The 24,742-nt window shown below is 70.9% G+C and carries 24 protein-coding genes and 1 pseudogene; 17 read left to right on the top strand and 8 right to left on the bottom strand.

All coding sequences use genetic code 11. The annotated features are described in order from the left end of the window. The first annotated feature begins 18 nt into the window (after nt 1–18). Nucleotides 19–699 carry a nucleotidyltransferase family protein gene (locus DK419_RS03240; RefSeq protein ID WP_280953939.1) on the top strand — a complete coding sequence of 227 codons (681 nt, stop codon included), beginning with the start codon at nt 19–21 and terminating at the stop codon, nt 697–699. 3 nt (nt 700–702) lie between these two features. Here the strand turns inward: DK419_RS03240 and cbiB are convergent, their stop codons facing one another. After that, complete coding sequence (gene cbiB, locus DK419_RS03245) at nt 703–1,695, bottom strand: adenosylcobinamide-phosphate synthase CbiB (protein ID WP_109957821.1); 993 nt, start codon at nt 1,693–1,695, stop codon at nt 703–705. A gap of 14 nt (nt 1,696–1,709) precedes the next feature. On the opposite strand from cbiB, the pseudogene cobD reads away from it, so the two are divergent. From cobD to DK419_RS03260, 3 genes and pseudogenes are all read left to right on the top strand, one after another. Beyond that, nucleotides 1,710–2,710 (top strand): annotated as a pseudogene (cobD, locus tag DK419_RS03250) (threonine-phosphate decarboxylase CobD); the annotation flags it as partial. Between the two features lie 121 nt (nt 2,711–2,831). Continuing rightward, the gene (locus DK419_RS03255; RefSeq protein WP_109957822.1) at nt 2,832–4,127 is read left to right on the top strand and encodes a KpsE/RkpR family capsule polysaccharide export protein; all 1,296 of its coding nucleotides are present in this window, start codon (nt 2,832–2,834) and stop codon (nt 4,125–4,127) included. A gap of 105 nt (nt 4,128–4,232) precedes the next feature. Beyond that, nucleotides 4,233–4,520: a hypothetical protein gene (locus DK419_RS03260; protein ID WP_109957823.1), complete on the top strand. Its 288-nt coding sequence runs from the start codon at nt 4,233–4,235 to the stop codon at nt 4,518–4,520. Nucleotides 4,521–4,531: 11 nt separating this feature from the next. Here DK419_RS03260 and DK419_RS03265 read toward each other — a convergent pair whose 3' ends face one another. Beyond that, entirely contained in the window at nt 4,532–4,960 is a 429-nt protein-coding gene (locus DK419_RS03265) for a CBS domain-containing protein (RefSeq protein WP_109957824.1), read from the bottom strand. 226 nt (nt 4,961–5,186) lie between these two features. Here DK419_RS03265 and glgX point away from each other — a divergent pair, with 226 nt between their 5' ends. The 4 genes from glgX (at nt 5,187) to DK419_RS03285 (ending at nt 11,724) form a co-directional block, all read left to right on the top strand. Continuing rightward, complete coding sequence (gene glgX, locus DK419_RS03270) at nt 5,187–7,466, top strand: glycogen debranching protein GlgX (RefSeq protein ID WP_109962102.1); 2,280 nt, start codon at nt 5,187–5,189, stop codon at nt 7,464–7,466. A gap of 166 nt (nt 7,467–7,632) precedes the next feature. Beyond that, nucleotides 7,633–8,010, top strand: coding sequence for a response regulator (locus DK419_RS03275; RefSeq protein WP_109962103.1), 378 nt, complete (start codon nt 7,633–7,635; stop codon nt 8,008–8,010). Nucleotides 8,011–8,039: 29 nt separating this feature from the next. After that, nucleotides 8,040–9,959, top strand: coding sequence for an AI-2E family transporter (locus DK419_RS03280; RefSeq protein WP_109957825.1), 1,920 nt, complete (start codon nt 8,040–8,042; stop codon nt 9,957–9,959). Nucleotides 9,960–10,107: 148 nt separating this feature from the next. Further along, nucleotides 10,108–11,724, top strand: a complete 1,617-nt coding sequence (locus DK419_RS03285; protein WP_109957826.1) for a hybrid sensor histidine kinase/response regulator — start codon at nt 10,108–10,110, stop codon at nt 11,722–11,724. A 505-nt stretch (nt 11,725–12,229) separates the two neighbouring features. Here the strand turns inward: DK419_RS03285 and DK419_RS03290 are convergent. Continuing rightward, nucleotides 12,230–13,027: a response regulator gene (locus DK419_RS03290; protein WP_109957827.1), complete on the bottom strand. Its 798-nt coding sequence runs from the start codon at nt 13,025–13,027 to the stop codon at nt 12,230–12,232. 96 nt (nt 13,028–13,123) lie between these two features. Next, entirely contained in the window at nt 13,124–14,338 is a 1,215-nt protein-coding gene (locus tag DK419_RS03295; protein WP_109957828.1) for an NADP-dependent isocitrate dehydrogenase, read from the bottom strand. Nucleotides 14,339–14,627: 289 nt separating this feature from the next. Between DK419_RS03295 and DK419_RS03300 the strand changes: the two genes are divergently transcribed. From DK419_RS03300 to DK419_RS03310, 3 genes are read left to right on the top strand one after another with little or no spacing between them, the layout of a single operon-like run. Further along, complete coding sequence (locus DK419_RS03300; RefSeq protein WP_109957829.1) at nt 14,628–15,902, top strand: AAA family ATPase; 1,275 nt, start codon at nt 14,628–14,630, stop codon at nt 15,900–15,902. Further along, a complete protein-coding gene (locus DK419_RS03305; protein WP_109957830.1) occupies nt 15,899–16,474 on the top strand; it encodes a hypothetical protein in 576 nt (191 codons plus the stop codon). The genes DK419_RS03300 and DK419_RS03305 overlap by 4 nt, the downstream gene beginning before the upstream one ends. Further along, a complete protein-coding gene (locus DK419_RS03310; protein ID WP_109957831.1) occupies nt 16,471–17,208 on the top strand; it encodes an RNA methyltransferase in 738 nt (245 codons plus the stop codon). Before DK419_RS03305 ends, DK419_RS03310 begins: the two co-directional genes overlap by 4 nt. Nucleotides 17,209–17,211: 3 nt before the next feature. On the opposite strand, the gene DK419_RS03315 is transcribed toward DK419_RS03310, so the two are convergent. Further along, nucleotides 17,212–18,225 (bottom strand): NADP-dependent oxidoreductase, encoded by a 1,014-nt coding sequence (locus tag DK419_RS03315; protein WP_109957832.1) that lies wholly within the window; start codon nt 18,223–18,225, stop codon nt 17,212–17,214. Nucleotides 18,226–18,407: 182 nt separating this feature from the next. Between DK419_RS03315 and DK419_RS03320 the strand changes: the two genes are divergently transcribed. Further along, nucleotides 18,408–18,815 (top strand): DUF4174 domain-containing protein, encoded by a 408-nt coding sequence (locus DK419_RS03320; RefSeq protein WP_109957833.1) that lies wholly within the window; start codon nt 18,408–18,410, stop codon nt 18,813–18,815. 100 nt (nt 18,816–18,915) lie between these two features. On the opposite strand, the gene DK419_RS03325 is transcribed toward DK419_RS03320, so the two are convergent. Then, nucleotides 18,916–19,452 (bottom strand): hypothetical protein, encoded by a 537-nt coding sequence (locus tag DK419_RS03325; RefSeq protein WP_109957834.1) that lies wholly within the window; start codon nt 19,450–19,452, stop codon nt 18,916–18,918. A gap of 173 nt (nt 19,453–19,625) precedes the next feature. Here DK419_RS03325 and DK419_RS03330 point away from each other — a divergent pair, with 173 nt between their 5' ends. From DK419_RS03330 to DK419_RS03350, 5 genes are all read left to right on the top strand, one after another. Beyond that, nucleotides 19,626–20,414, top strand: coding sequence for a phosphodiester glycosidase family protein (locus DK419_RS03330; protein WP_109957835.1), 789 nt, complete (start codon nt 19,626–19,628; stop codon nt 20,412–20,414). A 112-nt stretch (nt 20,415–20,526) separates the two neighbouring features. After that, entirely contained in the window at nt 20,527–21,030 is a 504-nt protein-coding gene (gene coaD / locus DK419_RS03335) for a pantetheine-phosphate adenylyltransferase (RefSeq protein ID WP_109957836.1), read from the top strand. A gap of 31 nt (nt 21,031–21,061) precedes the next feature. Beyond that, entirely contained in the window at nt 21,062–21,610 is a 549-nt protein-coding gene (locus DK419_RS03340; RefSeq protein ID WP_109957837.1) for a peptidylprolyl isomerase, read from the top strand. 3 nt (nt 21,611–21,613) lie between these two features. Beyond that, entirely contained in the window at nt 21,614–22,075 is a 462-nt protein-coding gene (locus tag DK419_RS03345; protein ID WP_425352631.1) for a hypothetical protein, read from the top strand. Further along, nucleotides 22,072–22,527 carry a peptidylprolyl isomerase gene (locus DK419_RS03350; protein WP_109957838.1) on the top strand — a complete coding sequence of 152 codons (456 nt, stop codon included), beginning with the start codon at nt 22,072–22,074 and terminating at the stop codon, nt 22,525–22,527. The genes DK419_RS03345 and DK419_RS03350 overlap by 4 nt, the downstream gene beginning before the upstream one ends. Before the next feature lie 230 nt (nt 22,528–22,757). Here the strand turns inward: DK419_RS03350 and mobA are convergent, their stop codons facing one another. After that, a complete protein-coding gene (gene mobA, locus DK419_RS03355) occupies nt 22,758–23,411 on the bottom strand; it encodes a molybdenum cofactor guanylyltransferase MobA (protein WP_109957839.1) in 654 nt (217 codons plus the stop codon). Further along, nucleotides 23,408–24,550 carry an Mrp/NBP35 family ATP-binding protein gene (locus tag DK419_RS03360; RefSeq protein ID WP_109957840.1) on the bottom strand — a complete coding sequence of 381 codons (1,143 nt, stop codon included), beginning with the start codon at nt 24,548–24,550 and terminating at the stop codon, nt 23,408–23,410. The genes mobA and DK419_RS03360 overlap by 4 nt, the downstream gene beginning before the upstream one ends. Nucleotides 24,551–24,742: the final 192 nt, after the last annotated feature.

Raw genomic sequence — 24,742 nt, forward strand, 5'->3', positions numbered from 1 at the left:
GGAGAGGCCGGCGCCGGCATCCGGGTCGTCGGCACCCACGCCCTCTTCGCCTACGAGCGGCTGGCCGGCCTGCGCATCGCCAGCGGCCACCTCGCCACCGGCGACGTCGATCTCCCGTTCGATGCCCGCGCCCGCCTGAGCCTCGTCGCCGAAGCCCTGCCGGGCGCCGATCTGAGGCGGGAGGGGCTGATCGGGCTCCTGCGCGGCGTCGACCGGTCGTTCGAGCCGACGGGGCCCGAGAGCGTCCGGGCGGTGAACCGGGACGGCGTCATGGTCGACCTGATCCAGCCGCCGCCGAAGCACCGGATGGCGCGAGGTCCCCGCACCCGGATCGGGTCCTCGCCCGAGGATCTCAGCGCCGTCGAGATCGAAGGCCTGACCTGGCTCGTCAACTGCCCCGAGGTGAGCGCGACCACGATCGACGCCCGAGGCTACCCGGTCGGCCTCGTGGTGCCGGATCCGCGGGCCTTCGCGCTCCACAAGGCCTGGCTCGCCGCCCGCGGCGACCGCGACCCGCTGAAGCGCGGGCGCGACGCGGGCCAGGCCCGCCTCGTCGCGGCGCTCGTCGCGGAGCGCCTGCCGCATCTCCCCTTCGACGATCCGGCCCTCGGCGCGATCCCGCGGGCCCTGCGCGACCGGGCCGCGGAGATCCTGCCGCGGCCGGCCGAGAGCGGTGATCCGCTCGAGCCGGGCTGGTGAGGCTCACACCATCAGCCCGACGCCCGCCAGCCCCGCCGCCGATCCCCACAACAGCCCGCAGGCCCGCCGGTACAGCACGAGCGCGCGCCGGATGTCCTCCCCGGTCGCCTCGGCCCGGCCCGACCCCATCCAGGCATCCTCGACCCGCGTCGCGCCGTAGACCCGCGGGCCGGCGAGGCGCAGGCCGAGAGCGCCGGCCATCGCGGCTTCGGGCCAGCCGGCATTGGGCGAGCGGTGGCGGCCGGCATCGCGGCGCACGGCGCGCACCGCGTCGCGCGCCGAGGCGCCCGGCGTCAGGGCGGCGGCCGCGACGACGAGCCCGGCGGTGAGGCGCGAGGCCGGCAGGTTGACGAGGTCGTCGAGGCGGGCGGCGGCCCAGCCGAAGGCCTCGTGCCGGGGCGTGCGGTGGCCGATCATGCTGTCGGCGGTGTTGATCGCCTTGTAGAGCGCCCCCCCGGGCAGGCCCCCGACCCCGAGCCAGAAGGCCGGCGCCACGATGCCGTCGGAAAAGTTCTCGGAGAGACTCTCGATCGCGGCGCGGCAGAGCGCGGCCTCGTCGAGGCTCTCGGGGTTGCGCCCGACGATCATCGCCACCGCCCGGCGCCCGCCGGAGAGGCCGTCGCGGTCGAGGTCGTCCGCCACCCGGGCGACGTGGTCGTGCAGGCTGCGCTGCGCCGGCAGGCTCGCGGCCAGCAGCGCGCAGAGGACGAGGCCGGGAAGCCCGAGGGCGCCGCAGCCGAGGGCGAGGGCGAGGGCGGCGAGGCCCGTGGCGGACAGGACGAGGGCGAGGGCCAGCACCCCGGCGGCGCGCCGGCGCCCGTCCGGATCGGTCGCGCGGTTGAGGCGCCGGTCGAGGGCGGCGATCAGGGCGCCGATCCAGGTGACAGGGTGGCCGGCCAGCCTGTACAGGCGGTCCGGGTAGCCGAGGGCGGCCTCGATCGCGAGGGCGAGGACGAGCAGCACGAGGCTGTCGGGCGGGTGCAGCAGGGCGGTCATCGGGCGTGGACGGAATGGCGAGCGACACGGGGGAAGGGCCGATCCGGCACGGGGGCGACCTCGGCGAGGCGGGCCTTCTCTTCCCGCAGGCCCCCAGCCCTGGATCGATCTCTCGACGGGGATCAACCCGATCCCCTATCCGTGGCCGGTCCTGGAGGCCAGCGCCTTCACGCGCCTGCCGGCGGCCTCCGACCTCGCCTCCCTCGAGGCGGCTGCGGCGCGGGCTTACCGCGCGCGGCCCGAACACGTCGTCGCCGCGCCGGGGACGCAGGCGCTGATCGACCTGATCCCGCGGCTGCGGCCCCCCGGCCGGGTCGCGGTGGTGGGTCCGACCTACGCCGAGCACGCCGCCTCCTGGGCCCGGGCCGGGCACGCCGTCGCGACCGTGCCGGACCTCACCGCGCAGGCCGACGTCGTGGTGGTCGTCAACCCGAACAATCCGGACGGGCGGGTCGCGGCGCGGCGCGACCTCGCGGCGGCGGCGGCCGGGCTCGCCGGGCGCGGCGGCTGGCTCGTCGTCGACGAGGCTTTCGCCGATCTCGAGATGTTCGGCCCGGAGCCGGTCGAGAGCCTGTGCGGGGCGCCGCCGCCCGGCTGCCTGGTGCTGCGCTCCTTCGGCAAGACCTACGGCCTCGCGGGCCTGAGGCTCGGCTTCGCGGTGGCGGGCGAACCCCTGGCCGGCCCGGTGCGCCGCGCCCTCGGGCCCTGGGCGGTGTCGGGGCCGGCGATCGCGGTCGGGCGCCGCGCCCTGGCGGACGCCGACTGGCGGCGGGAGGCGGCGGCCGCTCGGGGCCGCGACGCGGTCCGGCTCGACGCCCTGCTCGAGGCCGCCGGCGGCCGGATCGTCGGCGGCACGCGGCTGTTTCGCACCGCCGACTTCCCCGACGGCCCGGACCTGTTCGCGCGCCTGGGCCGGGCCGGGATCTTCGTGCGCCGGTTCGAGGCCGCGCCGGCCCGCCTGCGCCTCGGGCTGCCTCCCGACGCGGCGGCCTGGGCCCGCCTCGCAGCGGTCCTCGGGGGCCGGTGCCCCGCCGGGACGGGGCCGGACGCCATTAAAAAGGCCGAAAACCGCAGCACTCGAAAAACCCTGGCCGTCGGGGTCACGAAGCCGGCGCCGCACGAGGGATCAGGCGAAGATGGACGCGGACGAGGTCAAACGGCGCGACAGGCTCGGCAGCATGATCGCGTTCGCGCGGCGCACCGTGCCCGACCTGCGCCGCAACGCCGAGACGGTCGAGCCGATCTCTCCCGGGCGCCGGTTGCCGGCCCTGCTCAATCCCCTGCGCTGGACCCGCGTGCCGCTCGTGCCCGCCGCCGGTACCCAGAGCCGGGTCCTGGCGCGGCTCCTGCGCAACATCGGCCTCTTCGTGCTGCTGCCGACGGCGGTGGTCGGAGTCTATCTCGTCTTCATCGCCGCCGACCAGTACGTGGTCGAGGCCCGCTTCGCCGTCCGCGGCGAGGTCGAGCCGATGGGCAACGTCCAGCTCGGCGAGTTCTCCTCGCTGATCCAGAAGAACAACAGCCAGGACAGCTACATCGTCCGGGACTACGTTCAGAGTCAGCCGATGCTCGAGAGCGCCCAGAAGGAGCTCGACGTCGCCCGGATGTTCACCCGCGACGAGGCCGACTTCTGGACGCGCTACTCCGGCGACAAGCCGATCGAGCAGCTGCTGAAGTACTGGCGCAAGCACGTCCAGGTCCATATCGACCTGGTCTCGGGCGTGATGACCCTGACGGTGCAGGCCTTCACGCCCGACGACGCCCTGGCGATCGGGCAGCACGTCGTCGCCCGCGCCGAGGCGCTGATCAACGCGATCTCGTCCCGGGCGCAGCAGGACATGCTGCGGCACAGCAAGGACGACCTGGCGGCGACCGAGGAGCGGCTGCGCAAGGCGCATCTCGCCCTGCGCGAGTTCCGCAACCGATGGGGCATCATCGATCCGGCGAAGTCGGCGGAGGCGACGATGAGCACCCTGCTCTCCCTGCGCAAGGACAAGATCAAGGCGGAGAACGACCTGCAGGTGTTGCGGGGCTCCGGCCTCGACGAGAAGTCGCGCTCGATCCAGACCATCGTGGCGAGCCTCAACGCCACCAACCAGCAGATCAAGCAGCTCGAGGACACGCTGACGAGCGACGGCATGGCAGTCGGCGGGCGGCACGTCTCGGACGCGATCCTGGAATACGAGGGCCTGATGGTCGAGCGCACCATCGCCGAGAAGCTGCACGACTCGGCCACCGTGATGGCCGACCGCGCCCGGGTGGCGGCGAACCGCCAGCACGTCTACCTCGCGGTCTTCGTGCCGCCGACCAGACCCGAGCTCTCGACCGTCCCGATGCGCGGGCACGCCCTGTTCGTCGCCTTCTTCGCCTTCCTGGTGGTCTGGGGCTGCAGCAGCCTGCTGATCGCCGGCGTGAAGGACCACAACATGTAGGGCGGCCGGCGCCGCCGGGGCCTTCGGTCCCGGCGCAGGTCGTGCGATGAGACGGGCCGGGGCGCCGGGCCGGCGCCCGCGAGGTCAAGGACGAGCAGCACCCCGATGTCCGATTTCACCGACCTGGTCGCCCGGGCGATCTCCCCGGCGATGAGCCGCGAGGAGCGCGAGGCGGTCTACCAGGTGGTCAAGCAGGCCATGCGCCGGCTCCAGGAGAGGGAGAACCTCTCGCCCGACGATCCCCGCGCCCTGCTCCAGGCTCACCTCGTCGAGGAGACCGTCCGCGACGTCGAGGCCCTGGTCACCCGCTACGTCGCGCGCCAGACCATCCTGGCGGCCGAGCGCGCCAACGAGGCGGCCAACGCCGCCGCCGCGGCGGCTGCCGGCGATTAGGCCCCGCGCGCTCACGCCTCCTCGGTCAGGCGCTTGAGCGAGGTCTGGAGCGCGTCCCCCCCGAGCAGCAGCGCCCGCGACAGGTCCGCCAGGGTGACCCAGCCGGTGACGCGCCCGCCCGCATCGCGCACCGGCAGGCGCCGGACGTGGTGGGCGGCCATCAGGTCGAGGGCGGTGCGCACCGGGTCGGTCTCGGCGCAGGACACGACCGGGCGCGACAGCACTTCGCTCACCCGGACGTTGCGCGGGTCGAGCCCCTGGGCGACGACCCGGTAGAGGATGTCGCGGTCGGTGACGACGCCGTCGAGGGAATCCGGCGTGCCGACCGGCAGGGCGCCGACGTCGAGTTCCCCCATCAGCACCGCGGCCTCCTGCACCGGGGCCTCGCCGGCGATGAACTCCACGTCCCTGCTCATCACGTCCGCGATCGTCGCGCTCATTCCGGCTCCCCGCCATCCCCGGTTCCCGGCCCACGGCCGGTGGTCCCAAGTCACCCATCAGGGCAACCCGCGAGGCCTCCCCGCGGCTCCGCATGGTGACCGGATTCCTCCCCGGAACCCACAGCTGCGAAATTTTGGCGACGGGACGGGAGCTTGGGCGAGGGCCGGCGCGTTCAGCCCACAGTCAGGCTTCTCGCCTCCGGGATCGTCGAACGCCCCCATGAACATGGAACTCACGTCCAAGCCCGCGCCGGAGAACCCGGCGGCCTCGCCTCTCGCCCGGCGCGCCACGCGCATCAGCGAGGGCCAGCCCTTCCCGCTCGGCGCCACCTGGGACGGCCTCGGCGTCAATTTCGCGCTGTTCTCCGCGCACGCCACCAAGGTCGAATTGTGCCTGTTCGACGATTCCGGCGAGACCGAGATCGAGCGGATCGAGCTGCCCGAATACACCGACGAGGTCTGGCACGGCTACCTGCCGGATGCCCGTCCCGGGACGATCTACGGCTACCGGGTCCACGGCCCCTACGAGCCGGAGGCCGGCCACCGCTTCAACCCCAACAAGCTCTTGCTCGACCCCTACGCCAAGGCGCTGGTCGGCTCCGTCACCTGGAACCCGGCGCTGTTCGGCTACGTGATGGAGAGCGGCGACGACACCACCTTCGACACCCGCGACAGCGCGCCCTTCACCCGCAAGTGCCGGGTGATCGATCCCGCCTTCACCTGGGGCCGCGACCAGAAGCCGAACGTGCCGTGGGACAAGACCGTCTTCTACGAGACCCACGTCAAGGGCTTCACCAAGCTGCACCCGGCCGTCCCCGAGCGCCTGCGCGGCACCTATGCGGGCCTCGGCACGCCTGAGGTGCTGGCCTATATCCGCAGCCTCGGCGTCACCTCGGTCGAGCTCCTGCCGATCCACTCCTTCGTCAACGACAGCTACCTGCTGGAAAAGGACCTGGTGAACTACTGGGGGTACAACACCCTCTCGTTCTTCGCCCCCGCCCGCCGCTACGCCGCCGTGCCGGACTTCGCCTTCTCGGAGTTCAAGGAGATGGTGGCCCGCATGCACGGGGCCGGCCTCGAGGTGATCCTCGACGTGGTCTACAACCACACCGCCGAGGGCAACGAGAAGGGCCCGACCCTGTCGTTCAAGGGCATCGACAACGCCTCGTACTACCGGCTGCTGCCCGACCAGAAGCGCTACTACATCAACGACACCGGCACGGGGAACACCGTCAACCTCTCGCACCCGCGGGTGCTGCAGATGGTGACGGACAGCTTGCGCTACTGGGCGACCGAGATGCGGGTCGACGGCTTCCGCTTCGACCTCGCGACGATCCTCGGCCGCGAGCCCTACGGCTTCGACGAGGGCGGCGGCTTCCTCGATTCCTGCCGCCAGGACCCGGTCCTGTCCTCCGTCAAGCTGATCGCCGAGCCGTGGGATTGCGGCCCGGGCGGCTACCAGGTCGGCGGCTTCCCGCCCGGCTGGGCCGAGTGGAACGACCGCTTCCGCGACGAGGTGCGCGGCTACTGGAAGGGCGACGAGGGTCTGCTCCCGGCGCTCGCCTCCCGCCTCACCGGCTCGGCCGACAAGTTCAACAAGCGCGGCCGGCGCCCCTGGGCCTCGGTGAACTTCATCACCGCGCATGACGGCTTCACCCTCGCCGACACGGTCTCGTACAACGAGAAGCACAATTCCGCGAACGGCGAGGACAACCGGGACGGCCACTCGCACAATCTCTCCTACAATTACGGCGCGGAGGGACCGACCGACGATCCCGAGATCCGCGCCGTGCGGATGCGCCAGATGCGCAACCTGCTGGCGACGCTGCTGCTCTCCCGCGGCACGCCGATGCTGCTCGCCGGCGACGAGTTCGCCCGCACCCAGCGCGGCAACAACAACGCCTATTGCCAGGACAACGAGATCTCGTGGATCGACTGGGGGGGAATCGGCGAGGAGGAGCGCGATCTCGCGGAGTTCACCCAGCGCCTCCTGATCCTGCGCAAGTCCCTGCCGATGCTGAGCCGCGGGCGGTTCCTCACCGGCGCCTACGACGCCGATCTCGGCGTCAAGGACGTGAGCTGGCTCACCCCGTCCGGGACCGAGATGAACCCGGAGAACTGGAACGACGGCGGCGCGCGCTCGCTCGCCGTCGTGCTCGACGGCCGGGCCCAGTCGAGCGGCATCCACCGGCGCGGGGGCGAGGCGACCCTGATGCTCCTGTTCAACGCCTATCACGACGTCGTGGAGTTCACCCTGCCGGAGGTGGTGGGGGGCGATGCCTGGATGCGGGTGCTCGACACCAACCTGCCCGACACCCAGGACCTCGCCCGGTTCGGCGTCGGCGACACCTACGCGGTCACCGGCCGCTCGATGCTGATGTTCGTGCTGCGTCCGACCGACGTGGATCACGCCAGCGAGACCTGGCGCTCCTACCAGCACGTGATCCAGGCCTTCGAGCGGGCGGAATCGGAGTGCGTGGCGTTCGGGTTGCCGCACGAGGGGTGACATCCGGGCGGGCCTGCCCACTTTGAGTCGGGCCCGGCATGCTCCGCCCCTCCGCCGCGTCACAGCGGGGGAGGGGCGTGGTCGAGGGCCTTTCGATGAGGCGCGGTGACGAAGCGGCGGCCGGTCCGGCCGCCCGCCTTCGCCGCGCGAGCGTGGAGTGGGGGCGGTGGCGAAGATCCTTCTCGTCGAGGACCACGAGGAAATCTGGGATTTCCTCTCCCGGCGGCTCAAGCGGCGGGGCTACGAGGTGGTCCTCGCCCATGACGGCGAGGAGGGCGTGATGAAGGCCCGCACCAGCCGGCCGGACATCATCCTGCTCGACATGAACCTGCCGGTGCTCGACGGCTGGTCGGCGGCGCGCGCGCTCAAGTCCGACGCCGAGACCGCCCGGATCCCGATCATCGCGCTCACCGCCCACGCCATGTCGGGCGACCGCGAGAAGGTGATCCAGGCCGGCTGCGACGACTACCACCCGAAGCCGGTCGACTTCTCGAAGCTCCTGACCCAGATCGGCGCCGCCCTCGGCACGCCGCCGTCTCCTTAAGACCGACAACCGCGGCAGGTGCGAAGCCGATGATCGACGATCCCGTGACGGCGCGCCGCCTGCGCGACGCGATGCCGGTGTTCACGGCGCTGGCGACCTGCCTGCTGGTTCTCGCCATCGGGGCGATCCTGTCCCTCGGGCGGGACGTCTTGATGCCGATCACGCTCGCGGTGCTGCTCAGCTTCGTCCTGGCGCCCGCGGTGCGGGGGCTCCAGCGCCGGCGCCTGCCGCGCTCGCTCGCGGTGCTCGTCGTGGTGCTGGCGACCTTCGCAGGCTTGGGGGGCCTCGGCCTGATGATCGCCAACGAGGCCTCGCAGCTCGCCTCCGACCTGCCGCGCTACACCGTGACGATGCGCGAGAAGATCGGGGCGCTGCGCGCCCAGGCCGGCGGCGGCGCCACCCTGGAGCGCCTGTTCCAGGCGGTGCAGGACCTGAGCCAGGACCTGCAGCCGCCGGAGGCGGCCAAGCCCCGCGGCGGTCCGGCGGACGCCGAGAAGCCGATGCTGGTCGAGGTGCGCGAGCCGAAGGCCGGCCTGCTCTCGACCCTCGGCAGCGTCGTCGCCCCGGTGCTGCACCCGCTCGCAACCGTCGGGCTGATCCTGCTCTTCACCCTGTTCTTCCTCGCCCAGCGCGAGGACCTGCGCAACCGCGCCATCCGCCTCGCGGGCTCGGGCGACCTGCGCGCCACGACCGCGGCGATGGACGACGCGGTGGCGCGCCTGTCGCGGTTCTTCCTCGCGCAGGCCGGCCTCAACCTCGCCTTCGGGGTGGTGGTGGCGGCAGGCCTGTGGCTGATCGGCGTGCCGAGCCCGGTCCTGTGGGGCGTGCTCGCCGGCATCCTGCGCTTCGTGCCGTATATCGGGGCGGTCATCGGCATGGCGTTCCCGCTCCTCGTGGCGGCGGCGGTCGATCCGGGCTGGTCGATGCTGATCGCCACGGTCGTGCTGTTCGCCGTCGTCGAGCCGATCGCCGGCCACGTCGTCGAGCCGCTGCTCTACGGCCACTCGACCGGGCTCTCGCCGGTGGCGGTGATCCTGGCCGCGACCCTGTGGACCTTCCTGTGGGGGCCGGTCGGCCTCGTGCTCGCGACCCCGATCACCGTCTGCCTGGTGGTGCTGGGACGCCACGTCGAGCGCCTGTCCTTCCTCGACGTGATGCTGGGCGACCGGCCGGCGCTCGCGCCCTCCGAGATCTTCTACCAGCGAATGCTGGCGGGCGACCCCCTCGAGGCGATCGACAAGGCCCGCCAGGTGCTGAAGGAGCGGGAGCTCGCGACCTACTACGACGAGATCGCCCTCGGCGGCCTGCGGCTCGCCCAGAACGACCGGGCGAGCGGGGCGCTCGCGGCGGACCGCCAGCAGGCGGTCGGCCAGGCGATCGAGACCGTGGTGACGACCCTCGGCGCCATGCCGGTCAGCAAGGGCGCCGCCGCCATGCGCAGCGCCGAGACCGAGGCCGCGGTCGCGGCGCTCGGGCCCGACCGGGCCGCCACCGCGATCGTGCGCCGGCCGGAGGACCTGGCCCCGGCCTGGCGCGGGCAGGCCCCGGTGTTGATCGTGGCCGCCCGCGGGCCCTTCGACGTCGCTGCCGCCGGCATGCTGGCCCAGGTGCTCGGGCGCCACGGCCTCCAGGCCCGCACGACCTCCCAGGACGCCCTGAACCGGGGCGAGCGGCCGGACATGGAGGGCGTGGCCCTGGTCTGCCTGTCCTACATCGAGCCGATCAGCACCTCCCACATCCGGCTCGCCGCGCGGCTGGCCCGGCGGGCGAATCCGGGCGTGCGGGTGATGGTGGCGGTCTGGCGCGAGCGCGACCCGGCCGGCCGCGACCGCCTGCGCCGGGCGACCTCGGCCGACATCCTGGTCACCACCATCACCGACGCCCTCGACGCCGCCCTCCGGCTCTCGGGCGCGGGCGAGACCCGCGAGGCCCCGCGCCGGGCGGCCTGACCGGATTTTTTCCTCCGCCGCGGTCCCCGGGACCGTCCCCCGCACGGGGGCGCGGTCGCGATCCGCGGCATTTACGGTTGTGCACCAACGCCGGGTGTAGGATCCCGGGCGGGCGCGGGACTTCGGTCTGCGGGCCATCGGAGCGACGATGAGTGTGAAGCGAACGCCGACCGAACTCGGAATCCGGCCGACCGTGGCGGACGTGCCCACCGACGTCGCGGACCACCACAGCGACATCTTCTTCGCCGCCGTCGAGATGACGCGGATGCCGATGATCGTCACCGATCCGCGCCAGCCCGACAACCCGATCATCTTCGCCAACCAGGCCTTCCGGGCGATGACCGGCTACGCGCCCGAGGAGCTCGTCGGCCGCAACTGCCGCTTCCTGCAGGGCCCCGAGACCGACCGCGAGACGGTGGCGGAGGTGCGTCGCGCCATCGCGGCGCGCGAGGAGATCGCGACCGAGATTCTGAACTACCGCAAGAACGGCTCGACCTTCTGGAACGCGCTGTTCATCTCGCCGGTCTACGACCCGACCGGCGAGCTGGTCTACTTCTTCGGCTCGCAGCTCGACGTGTCGCGCCGGCGCGACGCCGAGGAGGCGCTGCGCCAGTCGCAGAAGATGGAGGCCCTGGGCCAGCTCACCGGCGGCATCGCCCACGACTTCAACAACCTGCTGCAGGTCGTGGTCGGCTACGTCGACATCCTGCAATCGGGCCTCGAGGACCCGGCGACCGACCCCCGCCGGATGACCCGGGCGGTCGACAACATCCGCAACGCCGCCGAGCGCGCCACGACCCTGACCCAGCAGCTGCTCGCCTTCGCCCGCAAGCAGCGCCTCGACGGGCGGGCGGTGAACCTCAACAACCTGGTCGAGGGCATGCGCGACCTCGCCGGGCGCACCCTCGGCGAGGAGATCGCCGTCGAGGCGGAGCTCGCGGAGGGCCTGTGGAACGCCCGCCTCGACCCGACCCAGACCGAGGTCGCGCTCCTCAACATCCTGATCAACGCCCGCGACGCGATGCCGGGCGGCGGCACCGTGACGCTCCGGACCGAGAACCACGCCTTCACGGCGGACGATCTGCCCTCCGGCCTGGCCCAGCCCGGGCGCTACGTCTCGGTGGGGGTCACCGACAGCGGCGACGGCATGGCGCCGGAGATCCTGTCGCGCGTCATGGAGCCGTTCTTCACCACCAAGGAGGAGGGCCGCGGCACCGGCCTCGGCCTCGCCATGGTGTACGGTTTCGCCAAGCAGTCCGGCGGCACCGTCGTGATCGAATCGCGGTCGGGCCACGGCACCACGGTGCGGCTCTACTTCCCGATGAGCGACAGCGAGGAGCGCCCGGCCCCCGGCCCCGGGCAGCGGGCCGACCAGCGCTCCGGCACCGAGACGATCCTGGTCGTCGACGACCGCCGCGACGTCGCCGAGCTCGCCCGGGCGATCCTGCGCGACTTCGGCTACACCACCCTGCTCGCCACCGACGGCCGCCAGGCGCTCGAGCTCCTCGACGGCGGCGACAAGGTCGACCTCCTGTTCTCCGACCTGATCATGCCCGGCGGCATGAACGGCGTGATGCTCGCCCGCGAGGCGCGCCGCCGCCAGCCCCGGCTCAAGGTGCTGCTCACCACCGGCTACGCCGAGGCCTCGCTCGAGCGGACCGACGCCGGCGGCACCGAGTTCGAGATCATCAACAAGCCCTACCGCCGGATGGAGCTGGCGCGGCGGGTGCGCGCGGTGCTCGACGGGCCGACCGGGGTGACGTGAGCCGTCCAAGGGGCGGCGGGAGCCGGGCGGTACGTCTAGTTCCCCGCATCTCCTACCTCGTCCCACCTGCGACCTCGTCCTGAGGTGCCGGAGCGCAGCGGAAGCCTCCTTCGAGGCTCGTTTCATCCGCACATTAAAAGGCATGCACCTTAGAGCCGGTTTGAGCGGATTGTACTCAGGCAATATGGTGGAATTTATGGGATATCCTGCCATTTTACCTCATCCTAAGGTGTCAGTCGATCGAAGATCGACTGACCTCGAAGGAGGGCTCCAGAAGTCGCTGAGATCCCTGGAGCCCTCCTTCGGGACTCCCTCCTGTGCGATCTTCGATCGCCGGACAACTCAGGATGAGGTGACTGGGCAGGATGATCAAAACTGCCTCAAGCCTTGAGCGAGAAAATCGCGCTCAAACAGGCTCCTAGGATAGGGTCGCGGGTAGGAGATGAGGGGGAATCAAAATAAATTAATAGTTTCAGCGAATGCAAGCGTGCGCTTCCGCGTCGTGTCAGGGTTTCCGCGTGACGATAGCATTCATCACCATCCGGAACAGTTCCTGAGCGTCGTTGGTGCAGCCCTGTCCGCCGTGCCGTGCCGTCTCTTCCTTGTGCTCTCGCGCGTTCGACGAGGCGTAGAAGAACAGCGGCGTTGTCCTGTCGAAGGCGCGTAACGCGTCGAGCAGGACATAGCCCTCCTGCGGTCCCTCGCGCCGCCCCATATCCGAAATCACGGTAGCGAATCTGCGGGACTTCAGCTGTCTGAGAGCATCCTCGGTCGTTTCCGACAGGACGAAGTGGATGCCCATCGCCTCGAAAGCCTTCCGCTCGTACCTGTTGTTGTCCGGCCGGTCATCGACCCACAGGATGCAGCGCCGCCAGCCTTCCGGCTCGCTGGCGATGGTCGACGAATTTTGCACAGCCTTCACGACGTCGTTGATCTGTGTCTGCGACGCCGTCGCGCTGTCCTTCGAGATGGCAGCTGTCAGCGAAGCCGCGGCTTGCAGCTTAGACTGGAGATGCATCTCCACGTAATGCGCCTGGTTTGTGAAGTCGCCTGGGCTGTATAGATCCTTGCTGTGATAAGCAACAAGCCATGCAAATATCGAAATAACAACAAATGGAAATATAGAAATAAAGTAAACAAGAATGATTCGTTCGCCAGGCGTGAATGATCCGCCGACGGAGACGAGCGCTGCGAAGGCGTAGATCAGGACGACGAAGAGGGAGATGGTGCCGAGGGGGTTGCGGGACAATCCTGCGGCGGATTTTGCAAACCCCGAGACTGGTCCGATCTCACCGAGTGCCATCGCTTGCCTCAAAGAAAAGGGCGCGCCCAACAAAGCAGGCGCGCCCTCGATTAGCAAGCGCGAAATTCACTTCGCGTTAGATATATTGGCAACGGCTCACGCCGTCATGGCGGTCTTCAGGTTCTCGTCGATCTTGTCGAGGAAGCCGGTGGTCGAGAGCCACTTCTGGTCCGGGCCGACGAGGAGCGCGAGGTCCTTGGTCATGAAGCCGGCCTCGACGGTGTCGACGCAGACCTTCTCGAGGGTCTCGGCAAACTTGGCGAGATCGGCGTTGCCGTCGAGCTTGGCGCGGTGCGACAGGCCGCGGGTCCAGGCGAAGATCGACGCGATCGAGTTGGTCGAGGTCTCCTTGCCCTTCTGGTGCTCGCGGTAGTGGCGGGTCACCGTGCCGTGGGCGGCCTCGGCCTCGACGGTCTGGCCGTCGGGGGTGAGCAGCACCGAGGTCATCAGGCCGAGCGAGCCGAAGCCCTGCGCCACGGTGTCCGACTGCACGTCGCCGTCGTAGTTCTTGCACGCCCAGACGTAGCCGCCGGACCACTTCAGGGCCGAGGCGACCATGTCGTCGATCAGGCGGTGCTCGTAGGTGATGCCGGCCGACTGGAACCGCGACTTGAACTCGGCCTCGTACACCTCCTCGAAGATGTCCTTGAACCGGCCGTCATAGGCCTTCAGGATGGTGTTCTTGGTCGAGAGGTAGACCGGGAACTTGCGGGCGAGGCCGTAGTTCATCGACGCGCGGGCGAAGTCGCGGATCGACTCGTCGAGGTTGTACATCGACAGGGCGACGCCGGCGCCCGGGAACTTGAACACCTCGCGCTCGATGACGGTGCCGTCGTCGCCCTCGAACTTGACCGTCATGCGGCCCTTGCCCGGGACCTTGAAGTCGGTGGCGCGGTACTGGTCGCCGTAGGCGTGGCGGCCCACCACGATCGGCTGGGTCCAGCCCGGCACCAGGCGCGGCACGTTCTTGCAGATGATCGGCTCGCGGAAGATCACGCCGCCCAGGATGTTGCGGATCGTGCCGTTCGGCGACTTCCACATCTCCTTGAGGTTGAACTCCTTCACCCGGGCCTCGTCCGGGGTGATGGTGGCGCACTTCACGCCGACGCCGTGCTTCTTGATCGCCTCGGCGGCCTCGATCGTCACCTTGTCGTTGGTGGCGTCGCGATGCTCGACCCCGAGGTCGTAGTATTCCAGCGGAACGTCGAGGTAGGGATGGATCAGCTTGTCCTTGATGGACTGCCAGATGATCCGGGTCATCTCGTCGCCGTCGAGCTCGACGACGGGGTTCGCCACCTTGATCTTCGCCATGTCTGATCCAGCCTTCCGTGATCCGGGGGCCGCCCACAAGCCCGCGTTGGCTAAGCGGCCGGCCGTGGCGCGGTCATAGCGCGCTGCACAAACAGGGGGAAGCGCCGGGACGGAATGGTTTTTCCTGGGCGTCGCGAAAAAAGCCCCGGCGCGGGGGCGCCGGGGCTGCAAGGAGGTCCGCTCTAACAACACGGATCGGGGCCGGTGGGTTCCCGTTCTCGGCCGGCCGCTTCATTTCAAGCCCGGTTTCCGATATCGGTAAGCCGGGTCGAGCCCTCCGCGCCGGACCATGATCGAGAGCCTGCACCTTCGCAATTTCAAGAGCTTCGCCGACGCCACCCTCACGGTCGGCGGGCTGACGGTCGTCGTCGGGGTGAATGCCAGCGGGAAGAGCAACCTGCGGGATGCGTTCCGATTCCTGCATGGGATCGGGCGGGGGTACACGCTGCCGGAGATCATTGGCGGGAAGTATGGTGAGGGCGGGTATCGCGAGTGGGGACCGCTGCGGGGGACTGCGTCCGAAATCGTCAGGTTTGGACAGTCGAACTTTGCTCTCGAAATAGTCGGCAGGGCCGCGAGCGGCAGCCAATTTCGCTATAAGATTATCGTACCGCGCGAAGATGTGGATGGTCGATTCTATGTGGGGGCAGAGTCTCTTCAGTTAGAGACTGGAGAGGAGGCACAAGCAGTATTTCATACTCTGAATGCGCCGTTCGGGCGCGATGTTGGTCTATGGCTTAGAGGCGATCCGATGGTTGTGATTGGTACAACGGACGATCATGGCTACCTCAATCGGGCTGTCCTTCGAAGCGATCGGCCGATCCTGACGCAACTTACGGCTTGGCACGATGTCCCACAGTATCTGCGCAACACGATCGAGCAAGTTGCCGCCACCCTCGCCGCCATCCGCTTCCTCGACCTCTCCCCCGAAGCCATGCGCCGGCCTTCGTTCCCCGGGCAGACGGTTCTCGGCGAGAGCGGCGAGAACCTCGCGACCGTCCTGCAAGCCCTCTGCCTCGACCCCGAGCGCAAGCACGCCCTCATCGCCTGGATCTCCGAGCTGACGCCGCTCGAAATCACCGATTTCGAGTTCGAGAGCGACGCGACGGGTCGCGTCATCCTGTTCCTGCGCGACGCCGAGGGCGGGCGGATCTCGGCCTTCAGCGCCTCGGACGGGACGCTCCGCTTCCTCGCCATGGCGGCGGCCCTGCTATCGGATTCCGGCCGCAGCCTGTTCTTCTTCGAGGAGATCGATACCGGCCTGCACCCGTCGCGGATGCGGGTGCTGATCGACCTGATCGAGCGCCGCGTCGCCGAATCCACGCTCCAGGTCGTGACCACCACCCATTCGCCCGACCTGCTTACCCTCGTCGGCGACAAGACCTTCGAGAGCACGTCGGTCGTGTATCGACCGCCCGGGGCCGGCGGGTCGGTGATCCGCCGGGTCGGCGAGCTGCCGCGCATCGCCGACTTGCGAAAAACCCAGACCCTCGGCCGGCTGCACTCTTCCGGCTGGTTCGAGGATGCGCTCTACTTCGACGACCCGGCCGAGGCCGCCGAATGAGATTCCTCGTGATTCCCGAGGATTTTCGCAACGACCAGCACCTCCTCGCTCCGATCCTGACGGCGCTCCTCGCCTCGCTCGGCTTCGCGCGGCCGAAGCTGAAGGTCTGTCTCGATCCGCTCATCGGCGGCATCGACGAGGCGCTGAAGCCGGAGCGGTTGCAGGAGGTGGTCGACCGCTACCGCGGCATGGTCGACGTCTTCCTGCTCTGCGTCGACCGGGACGCCAGCCCGCATCGCCGAGCCCGCCTCGACGCCATCGAGGCCCGCTTCGCGCCGCTCGTCTGCTTCCTCGCTTGCGAGGCGTGGGAGGAGCTGGAGACCTGGGCGCTCGCCGGCCTCGACCGGCCGGGATCGGCGCCTTGGGCGGCGATCCGCGCCGAGCGCGACGTGAAGGAGCGCCATTTCGCGCCCCTGGCCGCCGCTCGTCGACTGACGTCGGAGCCGGGCGGCGGGCGCCGCACGCTCGGGATCGAGGCGGCGAAGCGCGTCGACCGCATCCGGCAGCGCTGCCCCGAGGATTTCGACCGGCTGGCCGGCCGGCTCGCCGCGTTGAGAGTGCGTGAACCATGACCACCACGCCCCGCCCCGTCATCATCCTGGTCGAGCCGCAGCTCGCCGAGAATATCGGCATGACCGCCCGCGCGATGGGGAATTTCGGGCTCGACGCCCTGCGCCTCGTCGCCCCGAAGGGCGGCTGGCCGATGAAGGGGGTGCGCGAGACCGCCTCGAGCGCCACCCACGTCCTCGACGGCACGACCGTCTTTCCCACCATCGCCGAGGCCCTGGCCGACCTGAACTACGTGCTCGCCACCACGGCGCGGGAGCGGGGTCAGATGAAGCGGGTCTTCGGGCCCGACGAGGGGATGGCGGAGGCGGCCGGGCGGCTCGCCGCGGGGGAGCGGGTCGGCATCCTGTTCGGGCGCGAGCGGGTCGGGCTGTCGAACGACGAGGTCTCGCTCGCCGATGCCATCGTCACCTTCCCGGTCGATCCGGAGCACGCCTCGCTCAACCTCGCCCAGAGCGTGCTCCTCGTCGGCTACGAGTGGCGCCGGGCCGCCGGCCGGGCGGCGCTGCCGTTCTCCGGCGCGATGCGCTCGGGGCCGGCGCCGCGCGAGGCCCTGATCTCACTGTTCCAGAGCCTGGAGGCCGACCTCGACGCCGCCGGCTACTACCCGCCGGCGAAGCGCGACGGCATGATCCGCAACATGCGCGACATGTTCCACCGCATGGCGATGACCGAGCAGGACGTGCGCACCTTCCGGGGGGCGCTGCGCGCGCTGGCGCGGCGTCCCCCGGAGGAGTGACGCCTACAGCTTCACCACCAGCTTCCCGAAGTTGCGGCCCTTGAGCAGGCCGATGAACGCCTCGGGCGCGCTCTCCAGCCCCTCGACCACGTCCTCGCGGTAGCGGATCCGGCCCTCGCGCAGCCACTGGCCGACGTCGGAGAGGAAGGCCTGTTCCTGGTCGGCGAAGTCCCAGACGATGAAGCCGCGGAAGGTCAGGCGCTTGCTCAGGACCGCCCGCATCACCGCCGGCACCCGGTCGGGGCCGGGGGGCAGCTCGGTCATGTTGTAGTTGGCGACGAGGCCGCAGACCGGGATGCGGGCGAAGTCGTTGAGGAGCGGCAGCACCGCGTCGAACACCGCGCCGCCGACATTCTCGAAGTAGACGTCGATGCCGTCCGGGCAGGCGGCCGCCAGCGCGCCCGGCAGGTCGCTCCCGCGATGATCCACCGCCGCGTCGAAGCCGAGCTCCTCGGTGAGATGGCGGCACTTGTCGGGCCCGCCGGCGATGCCGACCGTGCGGGCCCCCTTCAGCCTGGCGATCTGCCCGACGAGGGAGCCGACCGGGCCGGTCGCGGCGGCCACCACCACGGTCTCGCCGGCTTTCGGCGCCCCGATGGTGAGGAGGCCCGTATAGGCGGTCATGCCCGGCATGCCGAGCACCCCGAGCGCCGTGGTGACGGGGGCTGCCGCGGCATCGAGCTTGCGCAGGCCCTGGCCGTTCGACACGGCAAAATCCTGCCAGCCGCCATAGGCCAGCACCGTGTCGCCGACGGAGAAGCCCGGATGGTGCGAGGCCGCCACCTCCGCCACCGTGGCGCCGACCATCACCTCGTTGATCTCGACCGGCTTGGCGTAGGATTTCGCCGCGCTCATCCGGCCGCGCATGTAGGGATCGAGGGAGAGGTAGCGGTTGCGCAGCAGCACCTCGCCCTCGTGCGCGACCGGGACCGCGCTGCGCTCGATGCGGAAATGGGACGGATTCGGCTCGCCGTGGGGCCGGGACGCCAGGACGATGCGGCGGTTCACGTCGGACATGCGGGGACCTCCCTGCAGGGATGTTTCGAGCCGGAGCGACCGCGGCCGCGCCCGGCACCGGTCCGCACTTGGGTCGGTCGGCCCCGCGCGTCAACGTCGCGCTGGCGGCGGGGTGCCAGGGCTTTACTTCGAGAAGGAGCCTCCGGACGGCCCGTCCGGGGCGATCCGCGAAAGGGTCCGGCATGCTCCCGTCCTCGCTCCTCGCCGGCGCGCTCCTCGTCGCCGCGTCCGTGCCGGCGCTCGCCGCCGGCTCCGACCTCGACCGCTACCGCTGGAAGTCCCGGGTGCTGGTGATCGCGGCCGATGCCGACGATCCCCGCGCCGCCGCGCAGGGCCGCATCGCCGAGGCGGCGGCGCCCGGGATGCGCGAGCGCGACCTCGTGGTGGTGCGGGCGATCGGGGAGGGGAGGGAGGCCGCTTCCTTACGCCGCCGCCTCGGCCTGCCGGCGACCGGCTTCCGGGCGGTGCTGGTCGGCAAGGACGGCGGGGCGAAGCTCACCGCCGCCGAGCCGATCCCGGCCGAGCGGCTCTTCTCGACGATCGACGCCATGCCGATGCGGCAGGATGAGGCGTCAGGACGCCGGAACTGACGGGCCCGCCACGACACCCCGCCACGAACACCGGAACCCACCACAAAAAAGGGCCGCCCTGCGCGGGCGGCCCTCGTCCGAATCGCGGCCGGTCCGCCGCTCAGTAGCAGCGGGTCACGAGAACGCGGCGGTAGCCGTAGGGCGTCCAGCGCACCCGGGGCACCTCGTAGCAGCCGCCGCCATAGCCGTAATCGTAGCCGCCGCCGTAATAACCGACGGGGGCATAGCCGTACCCGCCGTAGCCGTAGCCGCCGTAATACGGGTAGGCCGTGGCCGCCGCGAGGCCGAGCCCGACGCCGAGCCCGAGGCCGGCCGCGCCCCAGCCGTAGCCGCGGCGATAGCCGTAGCCCCCGCGCCAGCCCCCATAGCCGCCGCGCCAGCCGCCGAAGCCCACGCCGCGATAGCCGCCGAAGCCGCCCCGGTAGCCGCCGAAGCCCACGCCGCGGTAGCCGCCGCCGAAGCCCCGGCCGAAGCCGCCGCCGCCGAACCCGCCCCGGAACCCGCCGCCATGGAAGCCGCCGAAGCCGCCGCCGCCCCGGAATCCGCCACCGCCGAAGCCGCCGCGCGCCTCGGCGGTGGCCGGCACAACCAGCAGCGCGCCCGCGAGGGCCGCCGACGCCGCCAACATGCCTTTCATGATCCGATCTCCTGATCGCGAGAACCGTGCGCCCCCAGGCTGTCAGAACGCCGAAGCACGATGGTCGGTTCGTGCTGCAAAACGTCACGATCGCTCTATACCGGTATCCCGAAAACCGGCCGTCGGGCCAAGATGTGCGGACCAAGATGGGCAGACGAGGAGCGGAGAGACACATGGTGGGAGTGGCGGGACGGATCGGGGCGTTGCTGCTCGGAGCGGGCCTGTGCTGGCTGTCGGCCGGCCCTGCCCCTGCGGCGCCCAGCCCTGCCCCTGCGGCGGCTCCGTCCGCTCCGGCGGCCCTGTGCCGGCCGCAGAGCCACGAGGGCCAGGCCTATGCCGTCTGCACCGTCGACCTGCGGCGTGCCCGGGTGAAGCTCTTCTGGCGCGGTCCCGACGGCCTGCCCTATGGCTCGCTCTCGCGGCTCGCCGGCCAGCAGGGGGCGCACCTCGCCTTCGCGATGAATGCCGGCATGTACGATACCGGCCTCGCGCCCGTCGGCCTCTACGTCGAGGAAGGGCGCGAGCTGAAGGCGGCCAACACCGCCAACGGCCCGGGCAACTTCCACATGAAGCCCAACGGCGTGTTCTACGTCGCGGGCGATCGCGCCGGGGTGCTCGAGACCGGGCGCTACCTGAAGGCGCATCCCCGGGCCGAGTTCGCCACGCAGTCCGGCCCGATGCTGGTGATCGGCAACCGCATCCATCCCAAGATCTCCGAGGACGGGCCGTCGCAGAAGATCCGCAACGGCGTCGGCGTGCGGCCGGACGGGCATACCGCGGTGTTCGCGATCTCGGAGGCGCCGGTGAGCTTCGGGGCCTTCGCGCGGCTGTTTCGCGACGCGCTCGGCTGCCCCAACGCGCTGTTCCTCGACGGCAGCGTGTCGAGCCTCTACGCCCCGTCGCTCGGCCGCCAGGACCTGAGCCGGCCGCTCGGACCGCTGGTCGGCGCGGTGACGAAGTGAGGCGGGCCAAGTAAGGCGGGCCAAGCGAGGCGGGCCAAGCGAGGCCTTGCGAGATGAGGCGGGAAGGGGCGGGCGGTTCCGTCGAGCCCGAAAATGCTCTAGGGGGACCACGATGAACCGCACCGCGCTCTATGCCGGCTCCTTCGATCCGGTGACCAACGGCCATCTCGACGTGGTGCGCCAGGCCTGCCGCCTGGTCGGCCGCCTCGTGGTGGCGATCGGCGTGCATCCGGGCAAGGCCCCGCTCTTCACCGCCGAGGAGCGGGCGGACCTGATCCGGGCCACCTGCGGCCCGCTCGCCGCCGAGACCGGCACCGCGCTCGAGGTCGTCACCTTCGCCGACCTCGCGGTGGCGGCGGCGCGCCGGCACGGCGCCAGCCTGTTCATCCGCGGTTTGCGGGACGGCACCGATCTCGACTACGAGATGCAGCTCGCCGGCATGAACGGCGCCATGGCGCCGGAGGTGCAGACCGTGTTCCTGCCGGCCTCGACCGGCGTGCGGCCGATCACCGCCACCCTGGTCCGCCAGATCGCCGCCATGGGCGGCGACGTGCGGCCCTTCGTGCCCGCGGCGGTGGCCGACCGCCTTCGTGCCCGCTTCGCCCCGCCCGCCTGACGCGGCCCTTCTTCCATCCAGGAGACACCCGATGATCCGCTGGCTCGCAGCCCTGGTGCTGTCCGTCGCCGCCCTCGGCCTTAGCCCCCCGGCGAGCGCCGCGCCCGACCAGAACACCGTCTACCTCGACACCAAGGACGGCCGGATCACCATCCAGCTGCGCCCCGACCTCGCGCCCAAGCACGTCCAGCAGCTCAAGGCGCTGACGAAGCGCGGCTTCTACAACGGCATCGTGTTCCACCGCGTGATCGACGGCTTCATGGCCCAGACCGGCGACCCGACCGGCACCGGCATGGGCAAGTCCGACCTGCCGAACATCCCGGCGGAGTTCTCCAAGGCGCCGTTCAAGCGCGGCACCGTCGGCATGGCCCGCTCGCAGGACCCGAACTCGGCCAACTCGCAGTTCTTCATCTGCTTCGGCGACGCCTCGTTCCTCAACAACCAGTACACGGTGGTGGGCGAGGTGACCTCGGGCATGGACGTGGTCGACAAGATCAAGAAGGGCTCCTCGGCCCAGAACGGCAGCGTGCAGAACCCGGACAAGATCGTCCGGATGAGCCTGGCGCAGGACGGCCAGTAGGCCTTGCCCGGCGGGTTTCGTTACGCCGGCCTCGCGCTGGCCCTGTCGGCCTCGCCCGCCGCCGCGCAGTTCGACGTGTACGACAACCCCTCCGTGCTCTCGCTGCCGACCACCCTGCGGGCGACCGTGCGGGTGCCGGTGGCGGCGCCGGAGGGGCCCGCCGACACCCTCGCGGGCCTCTATCCCCGGCTCGCCGCCTGCTGGCGGCCGCCGTCCGATCTCGGGACGGCCGCGATCACCGCGCGCTTCGCGCTGCGGCGCGACGGCAGCCTTCAGGGCACCCCGCGGATCACCTTCACGCGCGTTCCGCCCCGGCGGCGGGACGCGCTCGTCGCCGAGACCCTGGCGTCGCTCGCCCGCTGTACCCCGGCGCGGCTGACGGCGGGGCTCGGCGGCGCCGTCGCGGGGCGTCCCATCGCCCTGCGTTTCGTCTACCCTGGTCCGAATCAAGGAGACCGACCATGACCGACAGCAACCGACTCGTGATGGAGACCAGCAAGGGCCGTGTGGTCATCCAGCTTCGCCCCGACCTTGCCCCCAACCACGTCGAGCGGATCACGACCCTCTCGGAGCAGGGCTTCTACGACGGCGTGCCGTTCCACCGCGTCATCGATGGCTTCATGGCCCAGACCGGCGACCCGACCGGCACCGGCACCGGCGGCTCCGACCTGCCGGACCTGAAGGCCGAGTTCAACGCCGAGCCCCACGTGCGCGGCACCTGCTCGATGGCCCGCACCAACTTCCCGCACTCGGCCAACTCGCAGTTCTTCATCTGCTTTGCCGACGCCCGCTTCCTCGACAAGCAGTACACGGTGTGGGGCAAGGTCGTTGAGGGCATGGACGTGATCGACCAGATCAAGCGCGGCGAGCCCGTGCGCGACCCCGACACGATCAAGACGATGCGCGTCGAGGCGTAAGCCTTCGTTTCGGCAGGCTGTCGCCTGTCGAGATGCGCGGGTGAACCCTCCCCCCTCTGCGGGGGAGGGTGGCGAGCGGATGCGAGCCGGGAGAGGGCAGCGCGACGCTGCTCCAGGCGACGCCCTTCGGAACGGTTCAGTCGTTTCCGGAAGCGGCGTCCCCTCTCCCGCCCGGCGCACGAGTGCTTCGCACTCGCAGCCGGGCACCCTCCCCCGCAGAGAGGGGAGGGTTACGGTTCCGAGCTGTACTGGATCGGCAGACCACCTTCGCCCGCCACCAGCCGCTCCGCCGCGAAAAAATCCTCCGGCGTGTTGAGGTTCAGGAACGGGTCCACCGGCTCCGTCGCCCACGCCGCCTCCGCGGCGTTGTGGCGGGCGATCCACATGCCGACCCGCCGCAGGCCCCGCTCGACGAGCGCCGCCCGCAGGTCGTGGCGCAAGCCCACCGCCCAGACCCCGTTCACGAAATGCAGCTGCCCGCCCGAGGCCGCGACCGCCATCTCGACGCCGTCGCGGGCGCGTGCCGCGTGCAGGCGGGCGACGAGGTCGTGGGGCAGGAACGGCGTGTCGCCGGCGACGCTCGCGACGTAAGGAACGTCCGGGTGGTGCGCGGCGCAGAAGTCGAGGGCGGCGAGCACGCCGGCGAGGGGGCCCGGCGCGTCGGGGATCGAATCCGGCACCACGAAGCCCGTGAAGGCGCGAAACCGGCCTGCATCGCCGTTGGCGTTGAGGATCAGCCCGGCGGCGCATTGCGGGCGCAGACGCTCCGCCACCCGCTCGAGCAGCGTTTTGTCGCCCAGCCGCAGCAGCGGCTTGTCGCCGCCGCCCATCCGGCGGGAGAGCCCGCCGGCCAGGATCACCCCGAGGGTCGGGGGAACACTCACTCGATCACGATCCGGGGCGCCGGGCGCGGGCCGGCGCCGCCGCTGAGATTCGTCCAGAGCGCCGAAGCAATCGCCCGGTAGGCGGCGGCCTGCGGCCCGTCGGGATCGACCGCCACGACGGGACGGCCGGAATCGGAGGATTCGCGGATCGTCATGTTCAAGGGCACCTCGCCCAGGAACGGCACGCCGAGGGTCTCGGCCTCGTGGCGGGCGCCGCCATGGCCGAAGATGTGCGAGGTGCCGCCGCAATGCGGGCAGACGAAGGTCGCCATGTTCTCGACCACGCCGAGGATCGGCACCTCGACCCGGCGGAACATCGTCACGGCGCGCCGGGCGTCGATGAGCGCCAGGTCCTGCGGCGTCGAGACGATCACCGCGCCGGCGAGCGGCGTGGCCTGGGCGAGCGTCAGCTGCGCGTCGCCGGTGCCGGGGGGCATGTCGACGATCAGGACGTCGAGCTCGCCCCAGGCGACCTCGCGCAGGAGCTGCGTCAGGGCCGACTGCACCATCGGGCCGCGCCAGATCATCGCCGTGTCGGCGGAGATCAGGAAGCCGATCGACATCACCGCGAGGCCGTAGCCGTTGAGCGGCACGATGCGCTGGCCTTGCGGCGTGTTGATCGTCTCGGGCTTGCGGTCGAGGCCGAAGAGCTTCGGGACCGAGGGGCCGTAGATGTCGGCGTCGAGCAGCCCGACCTTGAGCCCTTGCGCGCGCAAAGCCAGGGCGAGGTTGCAGGCGGTGGTCGACTTGCCGACGCCGCCCTTGCCCGAGGCCACCGCCACGATGTGGCGCACCCCCGGCAGGGCCGGGCCGGGGCGGGGACCGCCCTGCGGGCCGCCTTGCGGCGCACCCGGAGCGGCGGGGCGCGGAGCGGGACTCGCGCCGGGTCCGCGCTCGGCGGTGAGGCTCGCGAGCGCCGCCTTGACGCCGGGCAGCTTGAGAACCGCGATCTCGGCCGCCTGCCGCACCGCCTCGAAGGCCTTGGCCTCCGGCGGCGCGATGCCGATCGAGAACACAACCCGGCCGGAGGGGTCGATGACGATCTCCGACAGGCGACCGGAGGCCGGCAGGCTGGTTCCCGCCGCATCGACCGTCACGCCCGCGAGCGCCTTCAGCACGTCGTCCCGGGTGATCGCCACGTCGCCTCGCTCCTGTCCGCAACCCGTATCCGTTCCCGCGTCATGTAACCCCTGCGCCGCGAAACGCCAGCGCGGCGGGAACGGCCATCGGTGGGGGGCGGCGTGGGCCCGTGCCGCGCCCGCTGCGAATCCGCCCAAAAAATCGTCGAACCTCCGCCAAGGATGGCGCGGCCTGCCGCGTCTGACGGATCG

Source organism: Methylobacterium terrae (genome assembly GCF_003173755.1).
Classification (GTDB): Bacteria; Pseudomonadota; Alphaproteobacteria; order Rhizobiales; family Beijerinckiaceae; genus Methylobacterium; species Methylobacterium terrae.